The 21,085-nt window shown below is 28.6% G+C and carries 20 protein-coding genes and 1 tRNA gene; 6 read left to right on the top strand and 15 right to left on the bottom strand.

Annotated elements, in window-relative coordinates; translation table 11 throughout:
* Positions 1-13: 13 nt before the first annotated feature.
* The gene (locus ACIQ06_RS02330) at positions 14-1,369 is read right to left on the bottom strand and encodes an alpha-amylase family glycosyl hydrolase (RefSeq protein WP_396143674.1); all 1,356 of its coding nucleotides are present in this window, start codon (positions 1,367-1,369) and stop codon (positions 14-16) included.
* 355 nt (positions 1,370-1,724) lie between these two features.
* Here ACIQ06_RS02330 and ACIQ06_RS02325 point away from each other — a divergent pair, with 355 nt between their 5' ends.
* From ACIQ06_RS02325 to ACIQ06_RS02305, 5 genes are all read left to right on the top strand, one after another.
* Positions 1,725-3,086 (top strand): DNA methyltransferase, encoded by a 1,362-nt coding sequence (locus tag ACIQ06_RS02325; RefSeq protein WP_396143672.1) that lies wholly within the window; start codon positions 1,725-1,727, stop codon positions 3,084-3,086.
* Positions 3,070-4,026 (top strand): hypothetical protein, encoded by a 957-nt coding sequence (locus ACIQ06_RS02320; RefSeq protein ID WP_396143670.1) that lies wholly within the window; start codon positions 3,070-3,072, stop codon positions 4,024-4,026. Before ACIQ06_RS02325 ends, ACIQ06_RS02320 begins: the two co-directional genes overlap by 17 nt.
* Positions 4,027-4,028: 2 nt before the next feature.
* Positions 4,029-6,002: a hypothetical protein gene (locus ACIQ06_RS02315; protein ID WP_396143668.1), complete on the top strand. Its 1,974-nt coding sequence runs from the start codon at positions 4,029-4,031 to the stop codon at positions 6,000-6,002.
* Positions 5,999-6,979 carry a hypothetical protein gene (locus ACIQ06_RS02310; RefSeq protein WP_396143666.1) on the top strand — a complete coding sequence of 327 codons (981 nt, stop codon included), beginning with the start codon at positions 5,999-6,001 and terminating at the stop codon, positions 6,977-6,979. The genes ACIQ06_RS02315 and ACIQ06_RS02310 overlap by 4 nt, the downstream gene beginning before the upstream one ends.
* Before the next feature lie 645 nt (positions 6,980-7,624).
* Positions 7,625-8,569: a hypothetical protein gene (locus tag ACIQ06_RS02305; protein WP_396143664.1), complete on the top strand. Its 945-nt coding sequence runs from the start codon at positions 7,625-7,627 to the stop codon at positions 8,567-8,569.
* 120 nt (positions 8,570-8,689) lie between these two features.
* Here ACIQ06_RS02305 and ACIQ06_RS02300 read toward each other — a convergent pair whose 3' ends face one another.
* The 10 genes from ACIQ06_RS02300 to ACIQ06_RS02255 form a co-directional block, all read right to left on the bottom strand.
* The gene (locus ACIQ06_RS02300) at positions 8,690-9,346 is read right to left on the bottom strand and encodes an NUMOD1 domain-containing DNA-binding protein (protein ID WP_396143662.1); all 657 of its coding nucleotides are present in this window, start codon (positions 9,344-9,346) and stop codon (positions 8,690-8,692) included.
* Positions 9,327-10,424, bottom strand: a complete 1,098-nt coding sequence (locus ACIQ06_RS02295) for an AAA family ATPase (protein ID WP_396143660.1) — start codon at positions 10,422-10,424, stop codon at positions 9,327-9,329. The genes ACIQ06_RS02300 and ACIQ06_RS02295 overlap by 20 nt, the downstream gene beginning before the upstream one ends.
* A gap of 452 nt (positions 10,425-10,876) precedes the next feature.
* Positions 10,877-11,125 (bottom strand): hypothetical protein, encoded by a 249-nt coding sequence (locus ACIQ06_RS02290; RefSeq protein WP_396143658.1) that lies wholly within the window; start codon positions 11,123-11,125, stop codon positions 10,877-10,879.
* Positions 11,126-11,194: 69 nt separating this feature from the next.
* The gene (locus ACIQ06_RS02285) at positions 11,195-12,175 is read right to left on the bottom strand and encodes a DUF3871 family protein (RefSeq protein ID WP_396143656.1); all 981 of its coding nucleotides are present in this window, start codon (positions 12,173-12,175) and stop codon (positions 11,195-11,197) included.
* Entirely contained in the window at positions 12,153-13,049 is an 897-nt protein-coding gene (locus ACIQ06_RS02280) for an AAA family ATPase (RefSeq protein ID WP_396143653.1), read from the bottom strand. Before ACIQ06_RS02280 ends, ACIQ06_RS02285 begins: the two co-directional genes overlap by 23 nt.
* A gap of 111 nt (positions 13,050-13,160) precedes the next feature.
* The gene (locus ACIQ06_RS02275) at positions 13,161-13,508 is read right to left on the bottom strand and encodes a hypothetical protein (RefSeq protein ID WP_396143651.1); all 348 of its coding nucleotides are present in this window, start codon (positions 13,506-13,508) and stop codon (positions 13,161-13,163) included.
* Positions 13,509-13,689: 181 nt separating this feature from the next.
* Positions 13,690-14,127: a hypothetical protein gene (locus tag ACIQ06_RS02270; protein WP_396143649.1), complete on the bottom strand. Its 438-nt coding sequence runs from the start codon at positions 14,125-14,127 to the stop codon at positions 13,690-13,692.
* A gap of 19 nt (positions 14,128-14,146) precedes the next feature.
* Positions 14,147-14,629, bottom strand: a complete 483-nt coding sequence (locus tag ACIQ06_RS02265) for a hypothetical protein (protein WP_396143646.1) — start codon at positions 14,627-14,629, stop codon at positions 14,147-14,149.
* 5 nt (positions 14,630-14,634) lie between these two features.
* Entirely contained in the window at positions 14,635-15,267 is a 633-nt protein-coding gene (locus tag ACIQ06_RS02260; protein WP_396143643.1) for a hypothetical protein, read from the bottom strand.
* 3 nt (positions 15,268-15,270) lie between these two features.
* Entirely contained in the window at positions 15,271-15,588 is a 318-nt protein-coding gene (locus ACIQ06_RS02255) for a hypothetical protein (protein WP_396143640.1), read from the bottom strand.
* A gap of 97 nt (positions 15,589-15,685) precedes the next feature.
* On the opposite strand from ACIQ06_RS02255, the gene ACIQ06_RS02250 reads away from it, so the two are divergent.
* Positions 15,686-15,934, top strand: coding sequence for a helix-turn-helix domain-containing protein (locus ACIQ06_RS02250; RefSeq protein WP_396143637.1), 249 nt, complete (start codon positions 15,686-15,688; stop codon positions 15,932-15,934).
* Positions 15,935-15,987: 53 nt separating this feature from the next.
* Here the strand turns inward: ACIQ06_RS02250 and ACIQ06_RS02245 are convergent, their stop codons facing one another.
* The 4 genes from ACIQ06_RS02245 to ACIQ06_RS02230 all read right to left on the bottom strand — a co-directional run bounded on the left by ACIQ06_RS02245 (position 15,988) and on the right by ACIQ06_RS02230 (position 20,960).
* Positions 15,988-17,196, bottom strand: a complete 1,209-nt coding sequence (locus ACIQ06_RS02245; RefSeq protein ID WP_396143633.1) for a site-specific integrase — start codon at positions 17,194-17,196, stop codon at positions 15,988-15,990.
* A gap of 216 nt (positions 17,197-17,412) precedes the next feature.
* A tRNA-Asn gene (locus ACIQ06_RS02240) sits at positions 17,413-17,486 on the bottom strand.
* A gap of 130 nt (positions 17,487-17,616) precedes the next feature.
* The gene (gene rseP, locus ACIQ06_RS02235) at positions 17,617-18,963 is read right to left on the bottom strand and encodes an RIP metalloprotease RseP (RefSeq protein ID WP_396143631.1); all 1,347 of its coding nucleotides are present in this window, start codon (positions 18,961-18,963) and stop codon (positions 17,617-17,619) included.
* Between the two features lie 80 nt (positions 18,964-19,043).
* Positions 19,044-20,960 (bottom strand): M1 family aminopeptidase, encoded by a 1,917-nt coding sequence (locus tag ACIQ06_RS02230; RefSeq protein WP_396143629.1) that lies wholly within the window; start codon positions 20,958-20,960, stop codon positions 19,044-19,046.
* Between the last annotated feature and the right edge of the window lie 125 nt (positions 20,961-21,085).

Here is a 21,085-nt window from a genome sequence, read left to right as displayed (position 1 = left end):
GGATTTTTTATAATTAGTATTCATAAACTTCATAGCCCCAAGGCTTTATTTTTCTCCCATTATTACTTAAGGTTTCTTCTTTTTCGCTAAAGACGTTGTGAGTTTTTCCTAATAGAGTTTTGTCAGAAATTTTGATACTTTGCTCTTTTTCTGAAAAATTTAAAATAACAAGGATTTTTTTATTGTCTTTTTCTCTGGTGTAGGCATATATGACATTTTTATCTCCTACATCAACTTTTTTGAAAGATGCATTTGCAGAGAGCGCTATATTTCTTTTTCTTAGATGAAGTAATGTTTTGTAGAATTTCTCTCTTTTAAGATTTTTAAAATCCATCGGATCTTTGTCAAAGAATTTTATAGCTCTTAAAGTAGGTTCTTCTTGTCCGCTGTAAATTAATGGAACACTGTTTTTCATTGTTTGAGTAAAGACTGCAAAAGGTGCGTGAACATCATTTGGAAAAGTGCCATAATCAGCATGATTCCAACTGTTTTCATCATGGTTGCTTGTGAAGTACATTTGGATGGTGTTCTTTGGATAACGCGTTTCATTTTCTTTATTAATACTGTCTAAACTAAACGCAGGTCTTTTTCCTTTGGCCACTTTTTCCATCATTTTGAACATGTGCCAAGGATACACTGCGTCAAAACCACTTTTTGGAAGATACGTGCTATCACCTTCAGCAAGCATAAAAACATTCTTCATTTTTTTCAATTGTGGAATAGATTTTTTCCAAAAATTAGCTGGAACATTCCAAGCAACATCACAACGGAAACCATCGATATCGGTATCTTTAATCCAAAATTTCATAGCAGCTACCATACTATCTTGTAAGACAAGATTTTTATAATCTAATTGTCTAACGTCAGCCCAATCAAAAGCGACTGCGGCTTTTCCTGTACTATCTTTTACATAAAAATCAGGATGTTGTTTTAACCAACGATGGTCTGCTCCAGTATGATTAGGAACCCAATCAATAATGACTTTCATTCCTCTATCATGAATAGCTTTCACTATATTTTTAAAATCTTCTAATGTGCCAAATTCTGGATTAATAGAAGTAAAATCGGAAACCGCATAGTAACTTCCTAAAGAACCTTTTCTATCTACTTTACTAATTGGATTTATGGGCATGAACCAAATAGTTTCAACTCCCATTGCTTTGAGTCGGTCAAGATGTTTAGCAAAAGCATTTAGAGTGCCTTCTGGAGTATATTGTCTAACATTAACCTCATAGATATTACTTTGCATTATCCACGCAGGATGGTCATCAATAAGTTCATTATTTGCAATCTCTGGCTTACTTTTTTTGCAACAAACAAAAGAAAGTACAACAATAATCAAAAGTATTGGAATACGAATTTTCTTCATGATGAAAAGAATTTGATAGTTAGAAAAAGTAAATATCACAAAAAATCTTGATATAGCTACCAATTTGGTTTTGATTTTTTGGTATGATTTGAAAGAAATTGGTAATTTATAGGAATAAAAAAGCCTCTACAAAAATGTAAAGGCTTTAAAAGCTCCCTCTCTTGGGCTCGAACCAAGGACGGTTAAACCTTTAAATCCAGTATATTGAAATTGTTTTATTTTTTTGGGTGTCGAATTGTGTGCCTTATTTAGTTATTTTAAAGTTTTTTTTTGCTAATAACAAATATATTTAAAATAAAGATGATTTTTTTTTTTTTGTTTAAATAGAAAGTTATTTTTACCTAAAAATTTTAAATTGGAATTGAAGGAACTTAGTTATAGTGAAATATTTAATAATTTTTTAGAAACATACTCTAAAAATCAGGAGCCAATTTCTGTTGATTTTAGGGAGCTAGTAAACACAATTAAATTTACAGATAGAGCGACACATTCAATTCACTCCTATCCTGCAAAGCTTTTACCTAATATACCTTATTTTTTTCTTAATAACAGTTTTTTTTTAGATGAAGGAGATTTAGTTTTAGACCCTTTCTGTGGATCTGGAACAGTTTTATTAGAAGCTAATTTAGCAAATAAAAACTCGTTAGGATCTGATGCAAATCCATTAGCTAGATTAATATCTAAAGTCAAAACTTCCACATACGATATCAAGATACTTAATGATCTTACCAATAGCTTGAAAGAAGAAATAGAACAAATCGAGATAGATGAAAATGTAATATTTCCTGATGTCATAAATATTGATTATTGGTTTTTACCACATATTAAGGTTCAATTACAAGCTATTTTAACGAGTCTAAAGACAATATCGGATGAAAATTATAGGAATTTTTTTCTACTTTGCTTTTCAAATTGTGTAAAAAAAGTTAGCTTGGCTGACCCAAGAGTTTCCGTGCCAGTAAAAGCAAAACTTAATAGAGAAACTATTAGTTATCACCCTTTTTTTGAAGAGTCTAAAACTAAATTAAGAAAACTTGAAAGTATAAATGTTTTTGCAAAATTTATTGAAATTGCTAATAGTAACATTAAAAGATTTGAGAATAAACAAAATTTAATATCTAAAAAATATAGTTCTAAAATAGTTTCAGAAGACGCAAGAGAATTAAAACTTAAAAGTGAAAGTGTAGATTTAATAATTACTTCTCCACCATATGCTGGAGCACAAAAGTACATTCGTTCATGTAGTTTAAATCTGGGTTGGACTGAACTTTCAGATAAAGATAATTTAAGAGTATTAGACAAAAAAAACATTGGAAGAGAAAACTATAGTAAAGCAGACTATTTAACACTTAAAATCACAGGCATTAAAGAAGCTGATAGTCTTTTAGAAGAAATTTTTATAATTAATCCTTTGAGAGCTCATATTGCTGCAAATTATCTTTTAGAAATGAAGCAAGCTATAATAGAAGCATCAAGGGTGTTAAAAAAAGGCAAATACTTTATACTTATTGCTGCGAATAATAAGGTTTGTAATAGAGAATTTAAAACTCAAGAATATTTAAGACATTTAGCAGAAGAATCTGGGTTAACTACAATTTGTAGATTAGTAGATGATATTAAATCATATGGTTTAATGACTAAAAGAAATAAAACTGCTAGTGTTATAACTTGCGAATGGGTATTAATATTAAAAAAAGTGAATGAGCCTAGAAGATAAATTACATAAGAAGATTAAGCGTCTGAATGAAACATTATGGGATGGTAAAGCATCTTATTCAAAAGTACAAGCTTGGTTAAATAATTTCAATGATGATGACGAAAAATTACATGCACTTTTTTTATTATCACAATGTATTTATTTTAACGAGTTCCAAATTAGGGTATTACTTAAAGCTATATATAGAGATTTTTTTGAATATCCGCATATTGAAAATATCCGAAGAAAAAATGCAAATTCTCTTGATGAGAAACTTATAAAACTTGAATATAAAAAGGTTCTTAACGTAACTAGATTTATAACTGTTGGAAATCCTTCTGAAAGTAGTGCTCATTTAATGATGTATTTTAGACAGGAGAATAAATTAAAAACTGAGCTTTTCATTAGCCCAGAAGATATACTAAGTTGTCCTGCGAATATTGAAAATTTTGTTTTTCTAGATGATATTTGCGGAAGCGGTAATCAAATGGTAAGCTATTCTAGAACTGTAATAAAACACATAAAATCAAGTTACCCGTTTGCTAAAACATACTATTTTTTATTGTTGGGAACTAAAGAGGGTAAGGATTACATTAGGACCAATACTGTGATAGATGTGGTTGATTCTGTACTTGAACTAGATGACTCTTTTAAACTTTTTGACTCAAATTCTAGGGTGTTTAAGAGTAAGCCCGCTGAAATTGATATTGATAAAATTAATATATTTACTGGGAGAGATGGCAAGGATCTTTACCAAACTATTTATGATAGGACACACGCATCATATGATTCTATGGAACGTGCCGCACTAGCTGATAGAGATAAGTTTGGCTATAAAGACGGACAGTTTTTAATAGCTTTTCAGCATAACACCCCAGACAATACTTTACCAATTATATGGTACAATGAAGATGTTAAACCTTGGTATCCTATCTTTAAACGAGCACATAAGATTTACTAGTTATGAAAAAAAATAGCAATCCATTTAATATTACAAAAGCTGTAGATTATACAGATGAAGAACTTGATAAATTTTGGGTGGATTTTCCATCAGATTCAGGATTTAAAGAAATTATTAAACCTACATCAGATATGCCTATGATAATAAGAGGAAGTAAAGGAAGTGGAAAAACACATATAATGAAGCACTTTTCATTTACTTCACAATCTTTAAGATGGAAAGAAAAAATTATAGACGGTATTAATGATGATGGGTATTTAGGAACCTATCTTAGATGTTCGGGATTAAATGCTTTTAAATTTAAAGATAAACATGATAGCACGGAAGATTGGCAAACAATTTTTTCTTATTATTTAGAATTATGGTTGAGTCAATTGCTTTTAAAAAATATTATTAAAATATTAGAAGATAAACACTTAGTAATTTCGAATGAACATATTATTGCTTTAGAAATAACGGATTTACTAGATACTAATATTTCAAATAATATTAAAAGTTTTGCTCATTTGGTTAAATACTTCAGCGACTTACAAAAGCATATAGATTATACGATTAATAATAAAGCTTTTACAAATAAAAGTGTTTCTGAATCTGTTGAAATATTAGCTAGTCCTGGAAGTCTAATCTTTGGAATTCCTGAAATTTTGACTTCACATGTGAAAGAGTTTGAGAATGTAAAATTTCTCTATTTGTTGGACGAATATGAAAATTTTACAGCCGATCAACAAAAGTATTTTAACACCCTAATAAGAGAAAGGAAGAATCCAACCTGCTTTAAAATTGGTGCTAGAAGATATGGCATTAGAACATATGAAACCTTAAGTGCAGGAGAAGAAATTAAAGCTGGCTCAGAATTCGAGGCAATTGATATTGATAATATATTCAGAGAAAACAAGAAGGTTTATAAAAAGTTTATTACTGATATTTGTATAAAGAGACTTGATCAAGCTGGTGTTAAAATAGCTGATAGCGAATTGACAAAATATTTTGAAATATTTGATGAGGATAAGTTTTTAACTAAGATTCAAATAGGAGACAAAGGTCATCTACAACTTTTATCTAGAAAATTGTCATCTTATCAATATAAATCTATTCGAAATCGTGTTATTCAAAACTTAATTTTTGATAAAAACATCCTTTTGGAAAGAATAAATATTATGTTATTTTATCGAGAATGGAAAAAGGGGACTGACTTAATTATGGCTTCTGAGCAAATAGCAGTTAGCTGTTCAAGATACCACCAAAACAAAGTTGAAAATGAGCACTATGTAATTATTCAAAAATTTAAATATGATCTTTTAGATAGTCTAGCTAGAGAGAATGGAGAAAAGATTCAGACAGCAATAGGTTTTGATAATATTGTAAAAATTTCAAATGGTATTCCTCGGCATTTTTTAATAATCATGAAACATATTTTCAAATGGAATGAATATTATGATCTATCGACATTTAAATCACTAGGCACGAAAATACCTGCTGAATCTCAATTAAAAGCAATTAAAGACACTAATAAATGGTTTGTCGAGGATGCTAGAATACCAGGAAATAATGGTTCTAAAGCGAAAGACTCAATTGAAAGATTATGTGATTATTTAAGGGAATTGCGGTTTTCAGACATACCTCCAGAGTGCTCGATATCGTCATTTTCCATTAAACCTAAGCATATCCCTGTTGAAATTTCTGAGATGCTCGATTTTTTAGAGCAATACAGTTATATAATTGAAGTTCCTGACCGAAGAGATAAAAACACTAATAGTACTTACAGAACATACCAATTAAATGGATTAATGGCTGTAGATTGGGAGTTGTCTTTAAGTAGAAGAGGAATCGTTGATTTAAACAGTATGGTTATAAAAGCTATTTTTGATCCAAAAGACCAAAATGAATTTAAGACAATGCTACAAAGCGAAAAGGCGAAATATAACACTCCTTTTAAAACTAATAATTCTCCAACCTTATTTGATATTGATTCATGAAGTACTCATATTTATTTAAATCAAAACTAGAAAACATTGATAAGCATTTAATTGCTTCAACTTTTAATCATGATTTGTTTATCTCAGCTTATAACGAATCTGAAAGGGTAAACTTTGTCTTTGATAATGTAAGTAGCAAAAATAAACATTGGATTATTTTCCCAGAATATAATTTTAATGTTATTGATTTAGCTACACTAAGTGGTTCTATATTTGATTATTCAAAAAAAGCTGATGAAGATGAAGCTCAGATAATTACTCATTACTATGAGAATCATGCAAAAAGTTTTTTTGAAAATAAAAAATCTGTTTGCATTGATATGACAGGTTTTATAAGGCCTTATTTAGTTTTTTTAATACGTCTTTTGCAACAATATGGAGTTAAAGACATTAATTTTATTTATAGTGAGCCATCAAATTACATTAAAAAAGAAGACACTTTGTTTTCTGAAGATTTTGATGAAATTAGAGCAATAAAAGGTTGTTTAAATAGTCATAATCCTGACACATCTAATGATATTTTAATAATTGGCTCAGGATATGACAATAAGATGATTTCTAAAATTGCCAAAGAAAAGGCGGAAGCTCGAAAAATTCAAATACTTGGATTCCCATCTTTAAAAGCAGACATGTTTCAAGAAAATATTTTAAAAGTTTATGAGTCTCAAGAAGAGATTTCAGGAGGAGATTTTTCGATTGATGACAATAATAATATAATTTTAGCCCCTGCAAACGACCCATTTGTAACAGCAGAAATGATAAGTGATTTTGTATCAAAGGAGCATAAGAAAAAGCCAATTACTAATTTATATTTATGTCCACTTTCAACAAAAGCTCAAACTTTAGGGATGGCGTTATATTATGTTTCGGAGTGCTTGACTGAACCTGCAAGTATACTTTATCCTTTTTCAAACAAATATTCTAGAGAAACAACTGAAGGGATTTCTAATATTCTTATTTACGAAGTCCAATTTTAATATTAGAAACAGCCCTCTCGGGCTTTCTCAATTTTAAGAGTATTTCCAAAGGTAACTTCCCGTTTGTTTTCTTTCTTTTCTACAACATCTAGTGATACAAGTTTTTGATATTCCTGTTTTTCTTGATGCTATAGTCTCTGAAGTAGATTCACTTGCTGTTTATTTCTCTCTGAAATAATGAAGTATTTATATAATGATATTTTATTCGCTTTTTTATATAAAAAGCAATAACCTTTATTTTTGATTATATAGTTTGGATTTTATTTAAGAATTTTTTTTCAAAAGTATCTGAATGCTAATTGTATTAAAGACATTCTTTTTTATATTTACTTAAAAACAGTAATATAAAAAATTTAAAAAAACAACTATTTAAATAATGTTTTCAGTAAATTTAAATTGATTAGGTATAAAAAAATGAATTGATGTTGATGATTTTTCACAATAAACTTGTAAAAGTCAATATTGACAAAAATAATAATTGAAGCTTAAATAAATTATTTCAAAATGATTTAGTGATTATTAAAGAACATGGCATCTAAATATAAAAAGAATTGTAGAGAATGTAGGATAGCAGGAGACTCTTTTTCCCCTGGAGACAAAAAATGTAGAGCTTGTTGGGGATCTGGTAAAGATGGTATTAAACAAATGTCAAAAATTTTTACGGATATCCCATTAGGTTTTTTAGGGATTGATAATAATAGTGATGAGGATTGTAAAGTTTGTTCTGGAACTGGTCAATGTCAAACCTGTGGTGGTGAAGGAATAGTACATGTTGAAATTGATGATGAGCGTACTAATTTAACAGATAGTGAGACAGATGAGTTTAAAGAAGATGGCGAAGAATTTTTAGAATATTCAAGTAGTTTAGAAAATTCATATGATTATGATGACTATTCTAGTTCGCATAATGGAGATTCAAATACAAAGACAAATAATAACAATTATTCTTTTATTTGGATTATAATTATTTTAACATTAATTGTGGGCTATTTTGGATTAAAAAATTTATTTAAAGACTTATCTGATAAATCAAAACCAAAACCCGAAATTGAGAATATTATAGACAAAGTAGGCTATGTTAATATAAAATCAGAGGGTAGAGTTCAAGTTTATCCAACAGCCAATATGAATTCTGTTGAAAGTTATTATGTTTATGGAAGAGAAAAAGTTGATGTGATTAGTTTTTTCCCAAAATATGAGACGTACAAAATCAGAAATGAATACAATCAAATAGGGTTCATAGACAACATGTTTATTACTTTTGAAGATATTACTAAGGAATATAATGGAAAAGTTTATAGAGAATTTTATTTTGAAAACATATCATTAACAGAGAATGATAGAAATGAAATTAAACTGTTTATAAATGAATTAAAAGAATATTCTGATGATTACGAAATTTTGTCATATGATTATTTGAATCAAGAAGCAGTAGCACATCATAGAGGTCAAGATGTATTTTATTTATTTGATATGTCAGGAATAAGAAATCAATTTAATGTGATAGTTAAATTTTGGGATAATGATAGTAAGAATACCAATAATCTTATTATAATAAAAAGTAAAGAATATAATAAAGAGTTAAACTAATAATCAAATCCGATTATATAAATGGCTCTTCTCAACTCAAAGACAAATAACATTAAGCTGTTTTTTTTACACTTATAAATACCTAAAAAAGACAGCCCATTAAGAGCTGTCTTATAAAGTTTAATTATATTCAAATATAAATCCGTGAGTGCTTGTTCTGTCTCCTCTACAACATCTTGCAATGCAAGTTTTTGATGCATTTGTTACTCTTGAAGCTTCTGCTAAAGATTCATACTTAGCAATGAAATTTTTATTTAAATCAAATTGAATCACTTCTTTTTTTCTTTTGTCCGTAAAAAGCTTGTAATCCTCGTCATAGCTCCATGCATAACCTTTACAAGTATTGTAGAAACCTAAACAAACATCACTAATATTTTGTTTTACTGCATCCACTGCTTCGGCAGCTTGTGATAACGATTCATAAGAATTAATTAATTCACCTGTTTTAGAATTGAATTGATAAACTGTTTTCTTAATTCCACCACCTCTATCTTCGTTGTATCCATCTCGCAAAGCATTATATTGTTGTATGTATTTAACTTCTTTTTTAGCAAGTTCATCATTTGATGAAGCTGTGTCAATTTGTTCCCAAGAAAAAGAATCCATCCCATAAGTCTGTATCGCTTCTTGAAAATAACTGCCAACCTTTTTTTCAGATTTTTGTAGGTGGTCTAATTTTCTTTCATCAATACTTTTTGTAGTTGCACCAATGTAAACTTCATTTGTAATTACGTTTTCTGCCTTGTAAATAATATAATTATTGTTGTTCTCTTTCATCTTCTTTTCTTTTTTTAATTATATATTCTCCCATCTTAACTTTTTCAATAGTACCTTCATTAATCAATTTTTCTAATGATTTATATAGGGTGTCTTTTGACATTGTTTTAGAGTCATTATCAACAAATTCTTTTTTTAAATCAGCTGAATAAGTAACCTGACTATTCTGACTACTCTGATTTTGAATGAAGTTCAAAATTCTATTTCTATTTGTTGAATCTGTTCGATAATCTATTTTTGTATTATTGTACAAGTCATATTTATTTGCAGATCCAATATTTTGAACCCAATTTTCAGAATCTATTTTATAAGTATAAGCTGTTGAATCGTCTTTTTCTATATATTTATTATATAGTATGCATAGATAACTTCCACCTGCGTTTGTTGGTATGTTCCCCAACCCGATAGCATATTCGAACTCTTGAGCAATAATTCTACTTCCTGCAATACTGTCTTGGTCTATCGGTTTATCATTTCCTTTAGTATTGTGATGTACAATTATAACTGTTTTATTTAAAGAAGAAATATATGTTCGAAATCTTTTTACAAATTTAATGGCTGGTTCACTATTCTCAATTTGTCCCTCAAACATGTGAGATAAGCTATCAATAAAAACGTATTTAGGATTTACTTCTTCAATATATTTGTTTACAGAATTCCAATTATCCTCTGTAACTAAAAATTCTGGAAAATCTTCGGGTGTAGAGTAATAGTTTTCATCAAATAAATTTTTTTCATCCTCTGATAGTATTGAAATTTGTTTAAGATTTCTTCTGCTTCTTACCCTAAAACTTTCTTCTAAATTAATAAAAAGTACTTTTTCTGGTTTGCCTTTTAAAGGATAGTTGAAAAATTCATTTCTACCGACCGCGAGAGAAATTGCTAAATTTTCTGCTAAGGTAGTTTTGCCTGTTTTACTTACTCCTACAATAAGACCTTTGGAGCCTTCTACAATTCCATTCCAAATAATTTCAGGTTCTGGTTCATTCTGAATTTTAGAGATCAAATCTCTTGCCTTTGTGATTTTAAAGTTAAATCCATTAAACTCATCTTCATGTTGCTCTAAAGCATCTTTCATTTTAAATAATTTTAAATTAATAATTTAAAACTACATTATGGGAAACCTCTTTTTTTTTGATTTATTTTTATCTGAAATTTAGTCAGACCAGTCTGTTTAGTCAGACTACACTATAAAGAGTTATAGCTTTTTTTGATTTTATTTTATTTTGATTTTTTTGAAGTTTTTTCGTAGCTAAAATTTACATAAATGTAATTTTATGCAAAGATACAAATAAATATATGACAATTCCTAATTTTTTAGGCATTATTTTTAAAATTAAAGTTAAATAATTGAATAAAATGTAAAAATAAGCTAAATAACCACATTTTTTAAATAAAAAATTCAAAAATGTGGTTGATTTTAACTTATATGAATAGCTAACTACTTTTTCAGTGTTTTTTTGATAACGGAGAAACGGCTCAAAAGCTTGGTTATTCAAAATACAACATAACTCCGATATAGCAAAACAGCTATATAATAATATCAAAATGATAATAATAATATGCGTTATCATTTATGATATAAACAGTCTTTAGTTCTGGGGTTACTTTAACCTCTTCCACCCATGCAATTTGGTTTCTAAAAAGCTCTCCAATATCACTTTTTACTCTAACTTTAAAGGGACAAAATACCTGTTTGAGTATATTATTCCATGTTACAACGTAAATTATGTTTGGAGAGCTATATTTGAGCATTTCTGCTAATTGATTTTTGTTCATTTTTACAATAGATAGTTACTTTTTTGCATCTATATTTTTTAGATGTTTCCTAATAAAAAAGCTATAGTATTATAATTGTAAGAACCAATTTGGTTGGCTGTTTTGCAACGAATTTGCAGTCATATTTATAAACTCGTATGCATTTACATTTCTTTCTAAATTGGAATCAATATAACTGCTTTTATTTGCCTCTGTGAATATGTTGTATAAATTCCAAAGTGAAATGTTTTTGTTTTCATCTCTTGAAAAGTTGGAACAAGTATAATAGTCTTTTACTACAGAATTCATTTGTCCATCGTTTAAAAGAAATTTTCCTTTACTTTTTTGGTCATCCTTTTCAAGATGTTGATACATTCTGATTTTACCAATTAAGTGAGCAAACTGATTTTCATTTAGATGGAATTGATTCATCTTTTCCATCATACTTAAATGTTTAATTCTATCGTAATTACTAAATAGATTATACATGTCAGTGTGCAATTCATTTACAGATGATATCCTGACTTCATTAGTAAATCCGTCCGTTGAAACGCATAGATTAGTACAAACCTTATTTTGATAACCAATAAAGATTTTAAATTTTTCAACCGATTTCTTACTGTAAAGATTCTCTTGATTGTAGGATCTTACGCCACCAATTGACAATGAAAGAGTATTTCCATTAATAACTTCTTTGGCTTGATGTAATTCAATTAAGAAAGCACAACGTTCGTAATAAAGCGTTTTTTCCTCGTCTAATAAATCTTTAGCTGGTTTCCCAATAGCTGAAGGAATCCTACCTTTTACAATGTGAGATACTCTAATATCAGGTTCTTTAGGAGTAAAATCTGGAAATAATTCCTGTACTACTTCGTAGGCTTTGTTTATAAACTGATAATGTGAAATTGTAGATTCATTATCTTTAGAAAATACAGGAATAATACAATCATTTTTTAGGTGGTCAAGCGTAACCTTTTGTGTATTGGCTTCAATAAAGCTTGAAGTTTTATTAATTACTTCACTTTCTTCAATAACTTGGTTATTAATACTACTGTTTATTACTAATTCCATTTTCTTCTGTTTTTATAGGTTGGATGACTTCTTCTTTTGATAAAACTTGAGAATGGATGTTTTCAAGTTCGTTTTTACGTTCCATTATTAATGGATGTGTTGACTTCTTTAAACTTGGGTATTTCTCATAGATAACTTTCAAATCTTCTAGAGATTCAGCTTGTTTAATTTCAAGTTTTACATCTTCAATTGATATGCCTGAATTACACCATTCAATCAGCTTTTTGCCTGTCTGAGTTGAAATTATAAATTCAGGTGACTCAGAAAATAATCCTGTTCTGTCCTTACTTGTTTTAACTAGATGTTTATCATTGATTAATTCAAAATTGACCGTTAATTCATATTCAAAACCTTCTCTAGTGACTTCTTTTGTTCCGTGTTTAATTACTTGTGTTTTTCCGTTGCTATTAACATCTAAAGAATAATCAATTTTTCGCCTTACCGTTGTTATTATATGGCAACTTGAATTTAAAATCTTATCAATGAAAGTCTGATGTCTAGGCGATACCTTCGCCCAATCAGAAAATCTACCTCCTAATGATTCGTGTATTTCCAGACAGCCTCCCTTTCCATTCCATTCGTGGGTAATACTATCAATGATAATTACTTCAATATTTGATAATTCACAAGTTTCAATTGCTTGAATATATCTTTCAGGAGTATAAGGTTCTGTTAGTGTTAAAACATTATAACCTCCTAAATGAGAATATAAAGAAGCACTTCCGTTTTCAGTGTCAATGATTGCAATTTTTGACCAATCATCTGTAATGCCATAGGCTAGGATTAAGGCTGAGTAAGTTTTGCCAAATCCGCTTGCGCCTGATAAACCAAGTCTTAATTTTACTTGATTTCTTTGAGCTTTATGTAGCTTCATAATTTTATTATTTAGTATTAATTAAAAAAATAGAAGACATATGTTAATTTTTAATAAAAAAAAAGGAGCCTCATTTCTGAAGCTCCTTACATATGTTCATTTTGTGATGAATTAGTGAATTGGAATTTCTTGTTCAATAACATTAGATTCAATAATGCTGTCCTCTTCATTCACAAATTCATATCTGTGATTTAGTTGAATGATTTCTCCTGTTTCTGTAACAGTATAATCATAAGGGTCTGTTTTAACTTTTTTAACAACACCACTGATTTTTTCCCCAATTAACCCTGAACAAGTTTGTTCGTTGAAGGTTGTTGGAACATTTACAGTTTTTGCTGTAATATAAGTTCTACCTGTTTGCTGACTTTTAACAGCCTCAATTCCACCTTGAACCACAAGGCAGTAAAAATTCTCTCCATTCTCTTTCTCGAATGTTTTGTAACCTACGATTGTAACCATAGTTTTTAAATTTTATAGATTAGACATAACGGAAAATCCCGCAAAACTTGATAAAAGTGGGCTGATGAATCAACTTCTTATTTCAACTAGCGCGGGTTCACCCAAACTTGTATTAAGGTCCGGGGTTATGTTTGGTTTAGGTTACGTTTACTTTCAAAAAAATTAGAAAAAAAAATATTTTTCAAGAAAAATAAACAACTAATGATATGATTGTTATTATTGCTAAAACTATAATACAACCCGAACTTTTATTTTCTGAATTTGATAATTTACCATTAAGAAAATTCATCGCTACTTTTTGATGGTCTGGATTGCTTATGTGTTTAATCATTATTTCATTAATTATCTGTAACCAATTTTCGACTGTCAAATCATTTTTAATAAATTCACTTTGAGTTGTTGCTTTAATTTTTTTACCAGTTAAAGTATGAAAAACAATAATTGCATATTTGTTATTGAATTCTATTAATTCTATTGCAACATCTCCGAGTTTATTATTAAACGCCAGTAGTGGCATAGTATATTTTATTTTATTGTAATCACTTGAGATTAATTTCAAATTAGTATCAGCTTTGATACTCTCTATTGCAATAACAAAGTTTGGATATTTTTTTAGCATTGTTTATTGTTAAAAGTATTTAAAAGCAATTCAGCTCATTAATATATATATTGTTGTTTTTAGATATTGATTGACCATATTTTTTATTGTCAATACTGAAATAAATACTTTTAAGAGGGTACTTTTTCAATTCAACAATGCTTTTATTGTCAATCTCATATAAACCGATTGCTACTTTTTTACCATTCATTTCCACTTCTTCACTTTTTATTAATTTTAGGGTAATACCTATCTTATTAGTAGTTTGAATTATTAATTCTCCATTTAGTGGTTTGTTTGGTAGACTTTTGAATAAAATAGTTAAGTTAATCATCATTTTTCCAGTAGTTACATTTTTATAAATTGCTGTTCCTACTTCGAATTGTTCTTGAATTATAATAGGTTTTGGATTAAAGTATTTAATTGTGTTACCATCAGGGCGATTTACTGTTTTTATATCACATTGTCCAAAAATGTTGGAATAAATGAAAATAAGAAACAGAGTTAAAAGTTTTGTTTTCATAGTTTTTAATTTAATTGTTTAAACTGAAATTTTAAATTTTTTATTTGATTTTCAACAACATAATCTTGAAGTGCATCATTGAAATAAGCCTTGTCAAAAGATAATACTAATGCATTATTAATTATGCTACCGTACCATTTATCATAATTAAGTATATTTTCAAGATCACTATTTGAGTAATCATCTGGATCAAAAAATTTCATTCTAATCTGTCCATCTTTTAGTTTATACTTTGCTGAAATTTGTGGATTTTTAATTTCAGTAATTTTACTGGACTCTAAAATTAGTTCTTTAATGTCTTCGTCAGAATTGTTCATTCTCCACTCATCATAATCTTCGATTTCTAATAATCCAACAAGACCATTTTTAGTGAAAATTATAAAGAAATGAATTAATATAATTTCATTAAATTCAGTTAAGGCTTCATATTTAGAAATATAATAGCCATCTGTTCTTATTTTACCATTTGTATTATTTTTTGTTTTTTTGTCTTCTTCTAATTTAGATGAAATTTCTTCATTAGGCTTTTTACCAAATAATAATGGCACTAAAACAAACAAAGCAATTGAGAATAATACCATAACAAGCATTTTTGCTTGTTCCGATCCAGACAACAAAATGAGATCAAATGTTTTCATAATTTATTTAATTTTGAATTTAACAAAGTGATTGATTATTGATATAACCCAGTAAATTATAAAAATAATAAACACAACAAACATATCGTCATCTTGAAATAGTGCTAAAAAGGCACATTGTAATTTAGAAGAGTTTCCAAATATACTTTCGTTAAAAGCTGTATTAACATAATATGTATTAGTACCGTAAATATATCCATAATTTGGTTTTTCCATTACTATTAGCTCTAAAACATATACTGTTATTATTGCTAGTATTAAACTAATTAATAGATTTTTTAAAATCATACGATTGATTGTAAATTCAATTTTTTTTTCCATACTATAAAAACTTTTTTTAAATTTTAGGTTAAACAAATATATTAAAATTCGACTTATATGTCGAGAATAAAAATCTTATCTCATTTTTCTTTGTAGAATGCTTGAGCATTTTGAACAAATAGAAAAAAATGTAGTAAATAAAATTTACAAATTGTTCCTTGAAAAATTCAATGGGAACAATTCTAGGTTTGCAAATGCTTCAGATTGTTCTGAAACAACTGTTAGAAGAGTTTTTAGAAACAAACAAAGAATGACTTTAAATTTACTTTTAAGGTTTTGCAATGCCCTAGAAATAGATATTAAGGATGTATTCGATGATATTGAAGTTACTCAAAAAGACAATTAAACTTACTACAATTTTTTAATGTAGCAAGTTTAGAGATCTTTAATTTTAATTCCTTACGGTTTCCCGTAATCATTCATTTTTTTTGATAAATTGATCATTGCATCACTAACTTTTTCCTTTACAATTTGCCCATAACTTTCTTGAGTAATAGTCATATTAGAGTGTCCTAATAGTTCTGATACTATCTCCATTGGTACATTATTATATAGAAGGACTGTAGAAGCAAAAGTTTTCCTAGCAATATGATGGGTAATGTTTTTGTTAATTCCAACAATTGCAGCTATTTCTTTTAAGTAGGAGTTTACTTTTTGATTACTTAATTTTGGGAGAGAGTTTTCATATTTATTTAAAATATATTTTGCTTTTGGTAAAATTGGAATAGCTATTTGTTTAGATGTTTTTTCACGTTTCATTTGAATCCATTCCATATTATCAAATCCAATAGAAATGTTTTCAGATTTTAGGTTTACCATTTCATTGTAGGCTAAACCTGTATAGCAACAAAAAATAAATAAATCTCTAACTTGATTTAATCTAGTTTGTTCAAAAGAATAGTTTTCTAATTTGTTTAGTTCATCACTTGTTAGAAAAATAATCTCTTTTTTTACTCGGCTAGCTTTATACATTAGAAAAGGATCTTTATCAAGATAACCTTCAGAAATAGCATTTTTAATTGGTTTTCTAAATCTTTGAATAGTTTTATTTAAAGTAACTTGTTTGTTGTTCTTTTCTGTCTTTAAATAGTATTCAAGCTCCTCTAAGAAATTAAGATTTAACTCATTTAAAGGAATGTCTTTTTGTTTAAAAGCAAACTTTATAAATGAAGCAACATCATTGTAGGCGTAGTTAAATTTATTCCAGGTGGATTGTTTTAAATCTTTACCAATTAATTTTTTTAACTTATCTAAATCTTTATTTAGATAACTAATAACTGAATCTTCTTTTTTAGATGGTTTTTGAAAATAGGAATCAATAATATCATCAACTTTAATTGTTACGTTTTCAATTTGTAGTTTGAAGTAGATGTTATTGATTTTTTGTTTAATGAGAGATAGCTGACCATTTAGAACTGTGTAATCTATTTGTTTTGATTCAGCTAGTTGTTTTTTAGAATTCCAATCTTTTGGATTTATGGAATTTCCTGTAGAGAATTGTTTTCTCACTTTATTGAAAGTTATTCTGCAATAAATGGAACAATGTCCTTTTTGATTTGTTTTTGCTTTATTTGTGTAGAATAAAACATTTAAGTTTTCTGCTTTCATGACCAGATGTTTTTAAGATTAGACAAATGGCACACATGCGACTAAAAAAATGGGATACCTGAGTTTTTTAATGGGATACCTAATAGGATACCTTTTTTATTTAAATCTTGGTATAATTTCAAATAGTACTTCTTTTAGAGGAAGCTTGTAAACATCAATGAATATTGATAAAAACAAAAAATCCAGTCTAAATAAATAAACTGGATTTTTAAAAAGCTCCCTCTCTTGGGCTCGAACCAAGGACCCTCTGATTAACAGTCAGATGCTCTAACCAACTGAGCTAAGAAGGAAACTGTATATTTTAATTTTTTTAAGAACTTTTTTGTGGCTAATCAAGAATAAAAAGATATTTTTTATCTGCTAAGCGGTTGCAAATATAAAGCGTTTTTTATTTTTTGCAAACAAAAAAGAATAATTTTTTTAATGATTTGTAAAAAATTTATCCATTACTAATTGATAAATGTCTTTTCCAAAGGTTAAAGCCATTAAAGTCAGTAAGATAATCATTCCAAAGGTTTGAACGTAACCTGCTGTTTTTTCGTTTAAAGTTTTACCTGTTATCATTTCTACAATAGTGAAAAGAGCATGTCCTCCATCTAATCCCGGTATTGGAAGTAAATTCATGAAGGCTAAACCAATTGAAAAAAGAGCTGTAAAACTCCAAATAAATTCCCAGTTCCATTCGTCTGGTAGCATTCTTGCAATACCAATTGGACTTTTTACTTGTTTGTAAGCTTGAGTTTTTGGTTTTAAAATTAGTTTGAATTGTTTAACATTATAAACAAGTAATTCCCAAGATTCTTTCATTGCTTGGGGTAATGCATTACCAAAAGATAGTTTGTTTACTACCTCATATTTTTCTTTATCATTGGTAAGACTTAGACCAGGTAGAAAACCTAATTTACTATTTTTATCAAGTTTAGCTTTAAGATTTACAATTTTATTGTCTCTTTGAACCGCTAAAGCAATTGAATCATTTGCTTTGTTAGTAATTAGTTCAGAGAATTCATCAAAATATTTAAATTCTTTATTGTTTACCGATATAATTTGATCGTTTACTTTTAAACCTGCATTGAATGCACCTGATTTTGGTAAAATAGAATCGATTTTAAATCCTTCAATTCTTGGAGCCATAAAGTTTTTGCCTTCTGCACCCAATATTTTTGCTTTATCTTCATCTGATAAAGTAATTTCTTTGTTTTGTCCGTCTCGATCTACAATTAATTTATCACTTAAAAGAACGTCTATAATTAACCTATTAAATTTATTTTGAACTAGTTCGCCATCTACAGAAACTATTTTGTCCCCATTTTTAAAACCTACATCTTTTCCTACTTGGCTAAAACTTAATCCATTTTTTTGGACAACATTAGTTGCTGTGTATTTCTGTCCAACAGTAGAAAACATTATGGTATAAATCGTTATTGCTAGAATAATATTTACAATAATTCCACCAAGCATAATTATTAATCTTTGCCAAGCAGGTTTCGAACGAAATTCCCATGGTTGTGCTGGTTGTTTCATTTGCTCGGTATCCATGCTTTCATCAATCATTCCTGAAAGTTTCACGTATCCTCCAATTGGTAACCATCCAATACCCCATTCTGTTTCTCCAATTTTTTTCTTTACTAGTGAAAAACCAGCATCCATAAAAAGGTAGAATTTTTCAACTCTTACTTTAAAAATTTTTGCAGCAATGTAGTGACCGAACTCGTGAAGTATAACTAATACTGAAAGTATAAAAATAATTTGTGCAACTTGTATCATTTAATCTTGTAATCTAATGTTTCTAAAAAAAGCAAAAGTAAGGTTTTCACCTTACTTTTTACTAAATATGTTGTTTATGTCTAATTTTTTATAATTTTTTTATGAAATGTCCCTTCAGATGTTTGAATTTGAACGAAATGGACACCAGATGATAATTGGCTTACAGAAAAATTGGCAGTATTATTTTCGATAACTTTTTGTCCTAAACTATTAAAAATGATTACTTTTTCTATAGAAATATTACTTGGTATTTGTATGTGTAATTCATTTGACAAAGGATTTGGGTAAAGAGCAATAGCTTTTTCTAAATCGAAATTTTCATTACCTAATGTGACCGTGTTGTTTTTAGAGATTATATCTTTTTCAAGGTCGAAATTTGCTCCAGTAATAGCAAAAGGAACCGATATGATGAACTCTTGATTATTGGTTGTATTTTCTAAAATTGTATCAAATGTTTGCCCTCCGGCGCCAGTTAATCTTACTGGAATTGGCATTTCAAAGAACGAAACACTACTGTGAGATTGTGTTTGGCTTACAGTAATCTTGGCTTGTCCAGCACCCCAATTTTGTGCAGTAATATTATAAGTTGGATATCCTTGATTAAAAACCCAATCATTAAAAAATTCGGTTAAACTACTTCCATATACGGCTTCTAAATGATATTTTAAATCGCTAGTTACGGCATATTTAAATGCTAAATTAGTGTCAGCTAGATAATTTCTTAAAGCTTGAAAGAACATTGTATCACCCATTTTTAGTCTCAACATGTTTAAAACCATCGCGCCTTTGTTGTAGGATAATCTTGAACTGAATATACGTCCTACATTTTGAGCCTCGGTATCTGTTAAATAAACAGAACCATTTGTTTGCGAGGTTATATTGTTAATTAAACTGTTTTTATTAGCAATAAAAGCGGTATTTCCGTCAAAATTTTCAATTACTAATGATGATAAATAGGTTGCAAATCCTTCATTTAACCAAATGTCTTTCCAGGTCCCACAGGTAATTTTATCACCAAACCATTGGTGTGCTAGTTCATGAGCAATTAAACCACGACTAAAATTCTGCATAAAGGAAACCGTAGTATGTTCCATTCCTCCTCCCCAGCCGAATTGTGCATGTCCATACTTTTCGTTATGAAAAGGATATACTTCAAATAACGTTTCAAACAAATTCATAATTAAAGGTGTTTGTGCTAATTGAGTTTGAACAGCAGGTGTAAGAGTTTCAGGATAAATGTAATTTACTATGGGAAAATCATTTGGAGCGGTTCCTGCAGTTTGATTAAAAACAGAATAATTAGTAACTGCAATAGCTACTAAATAAGCAGGAATTGGATAGTTGTGCTGAAAATGTGTTATTTTATTAGAACCAGTAATTACTTGGCTAATTTCAAGACCATTAGATACACTAACGTATTGAGAAGGCGCTGTAATATAAACGTCGATAGAATTTATTTTATCATTTAAATCTTGTTTACATGGCCACCAATCTCTAGCTCCAAAAGGTTCAGATAAAGTAAAAATAACTGGAGTTCCACTGTGAGTTGAAGCTGTAAATGCTTGTTCCCCAGTTGCAGGTGCACCTGAATAATTTATTTCAATTGTTCGCGATGTTCCTGCTAATTGTGTCGACGGAAGCGTGATAACAAGTTCATCATTTGTATTTTGCAGGAAAGTAAGATTTGTAGTGCCTAATTTTACCGAACTCACGACTAATACGTTAGTTAAGTCAAAAGTTACAGTTGACATATTAGATAATGCTGTATAAGTTGTAGTGACTTTTCCAACAATGTTATAAACAGCTGGATTTACAGTGAATTCTAATTTTTGATAAGTAACATCATAATTTAATGTATTCGGATTAACCGCTAATTCCATTAAACCTGAGGCCGATTTCATCTCAGCTTCAACGATTTCATTTAACTCTTTTTCATTGGTTTGGGAAAATGAAAAGCTTATTGAAAAAAGGAAAAATAATAAGTAGGTTTTTTTCATGACAAATGGTAATTTTTTGCGAATATAGTAATTATTTGGCTTTGCAATTTGTAAAGTTTCATTTAAAATAGAATTAAGTTACTAAAACAGATGACTTTACATACAATAATAGAAACTCATTGTAA

Origin of the sequence: Flavobacterium sp., from assembly GCF_044341265.1 — a bacterium.
In the GTDB taxonomy this organism is placed as follows: Bacteria; Bacteroidota; Bacteroidia; order Flavobacteriales; family Flavobacteriaceae; genus Flavobacterium.
Note: the sequence above shows the minus strand (reverse complement) of the source record. Positions and strands in the feature narration are given on the sequence as shown.

Bases quoted from the DNA above. Each gene is read 5' to 3' on its own strand.
- ACIQ06_RS02330 (WP_396143674.1), bottom strand. From the start codon at position 1,369: ATGAAGAAAATTCGTATTCCAATACTTTTGATTATTGTTGTACTTTCT.
- ACIQ06_RS02320 (WP_396143670.1), top strand. From the start codon at position 3,070: ATGAGCCTAGAAGATAAATTACATAAGAAGATTAAGCGTCTGAATGAA.
- ACIQ06_RS02315 (WP_396143668.1), top strand. From the start codon at position 4,029: ATGAAAAAAAATAGCAATCCATTTAATATTACAAAAGCTGTAGATTAT.
- ACIQ06_RS02310 (WP_396143666.1), top strand. From the start codon at position 5,999: ATGAAGTACTCATATTTATTTAAATCAAAACTAGAAAACATTGATAAG.
- ACIQ06_RS02305 (WP_396143664.1), top strand. From the start codon at position 7,625: ATGTCAAAAATTTTTACGGATATCCCATTAGGTTTTTTAGGGATTGAT.
- ACIQ06_RS02300 (WP_396143662.1), bottom strand. From the start codon at position 9,346: ATGAAAGAGAACAACAATAATTATATTATTTACAAGGCAGAAAACGTA.
- ACIQ06_RS02295 (WP_396143660.1), bottom strand. From the start codon at position 10,424: ATGAAAGATGCTTTAGAGCAACATGAAGATGAGTTTAATGGATTTAAC.
- ACIQ06_RS02290 (WP_396143658.1), bottom strand. From the start codon at position 11,125: ATGAACAAAAATCAATTAGCAGAAATGCTCAAATATAGCTCTCCAAAC.
- ACIQ06_RS02285 (WP_396143656.1), bottom strand. From the start codon at position 12,175: ATGGAATTAGTAATAAACAGTAGTATTAATAACCAAGTTATTGAAGAA.
- ACIQ06_RS02280 (WP_396143653.1), bottom strand. From the start codon at position 13,049: ATGAAGCTACATAAAGCTCAAAGAAATCAAGTAAAATTAAGACTTGGT.
- ACIQ06_RS02275 (WP_396143651.1), bottom strand. From the start codon at position 13,508: ATGGTTACAATCGTAGGTTACAAAACATTCGAGAAAGAGAATGGAGAG.
- ACIQ06_RS02270 (WP_396143649.1), bottom strand. From the start codon at position 14,127: ATGCTAAAAAAATATCCAAACTTTGTTATTGCAATAGAGAGTATCAAA.
- ACIQ06_RS02265 (WP_396143646.1), bottom strand. From the start codon at position 14,629: ATGAAAACAAAACTTTTAACTCTGTTTCTTATTTTCATTTATTCCAAC.
- ACIQ06_RS02260 (WP_396143643.1), bottom strand. From the start codon at position 15,267: ATGAAAACATTTGATCTCATTTTGTTGTCTGGATCGGAACAAGCAAAA.
- ACIQ06_RS02255 (WP_396143640.1), bottom strand. From the start codon at position 15,588: ATGGAAAAAAAAATTGAATTTACAATCAATCGTATGATTTTAAAAAAT.
- ACIQ06_RS02250 (WP_396143637.1), top strand. From the start codon at position 15,686: ATGCTTGAGCATTTTGAACAAATAGAAAAAAATGTAGTAAATAAAATT.
- ACIQ06_RS02245 (WP_396143633.1), bottom strand. From the start codon at position 17,196: ATGAAAGCAGAAAACTTAAATGTTTTATTCTACACAAATAAAGCAAAA.
- rseP (WP_396143631.1), bottom strand. From the start codon at position 18,963: ATGATACAAGTTGCACAAATTATTTTTATACTTTCAGTATTAGTTATA.
- ACIQ06_RS02230 (WP_396143629.1), bottom strand. From the start codon at position 20,960: ATGAAAAAAACCTACTTATTATTTTTCCTTTTTTCAATAAGCTTTTCA.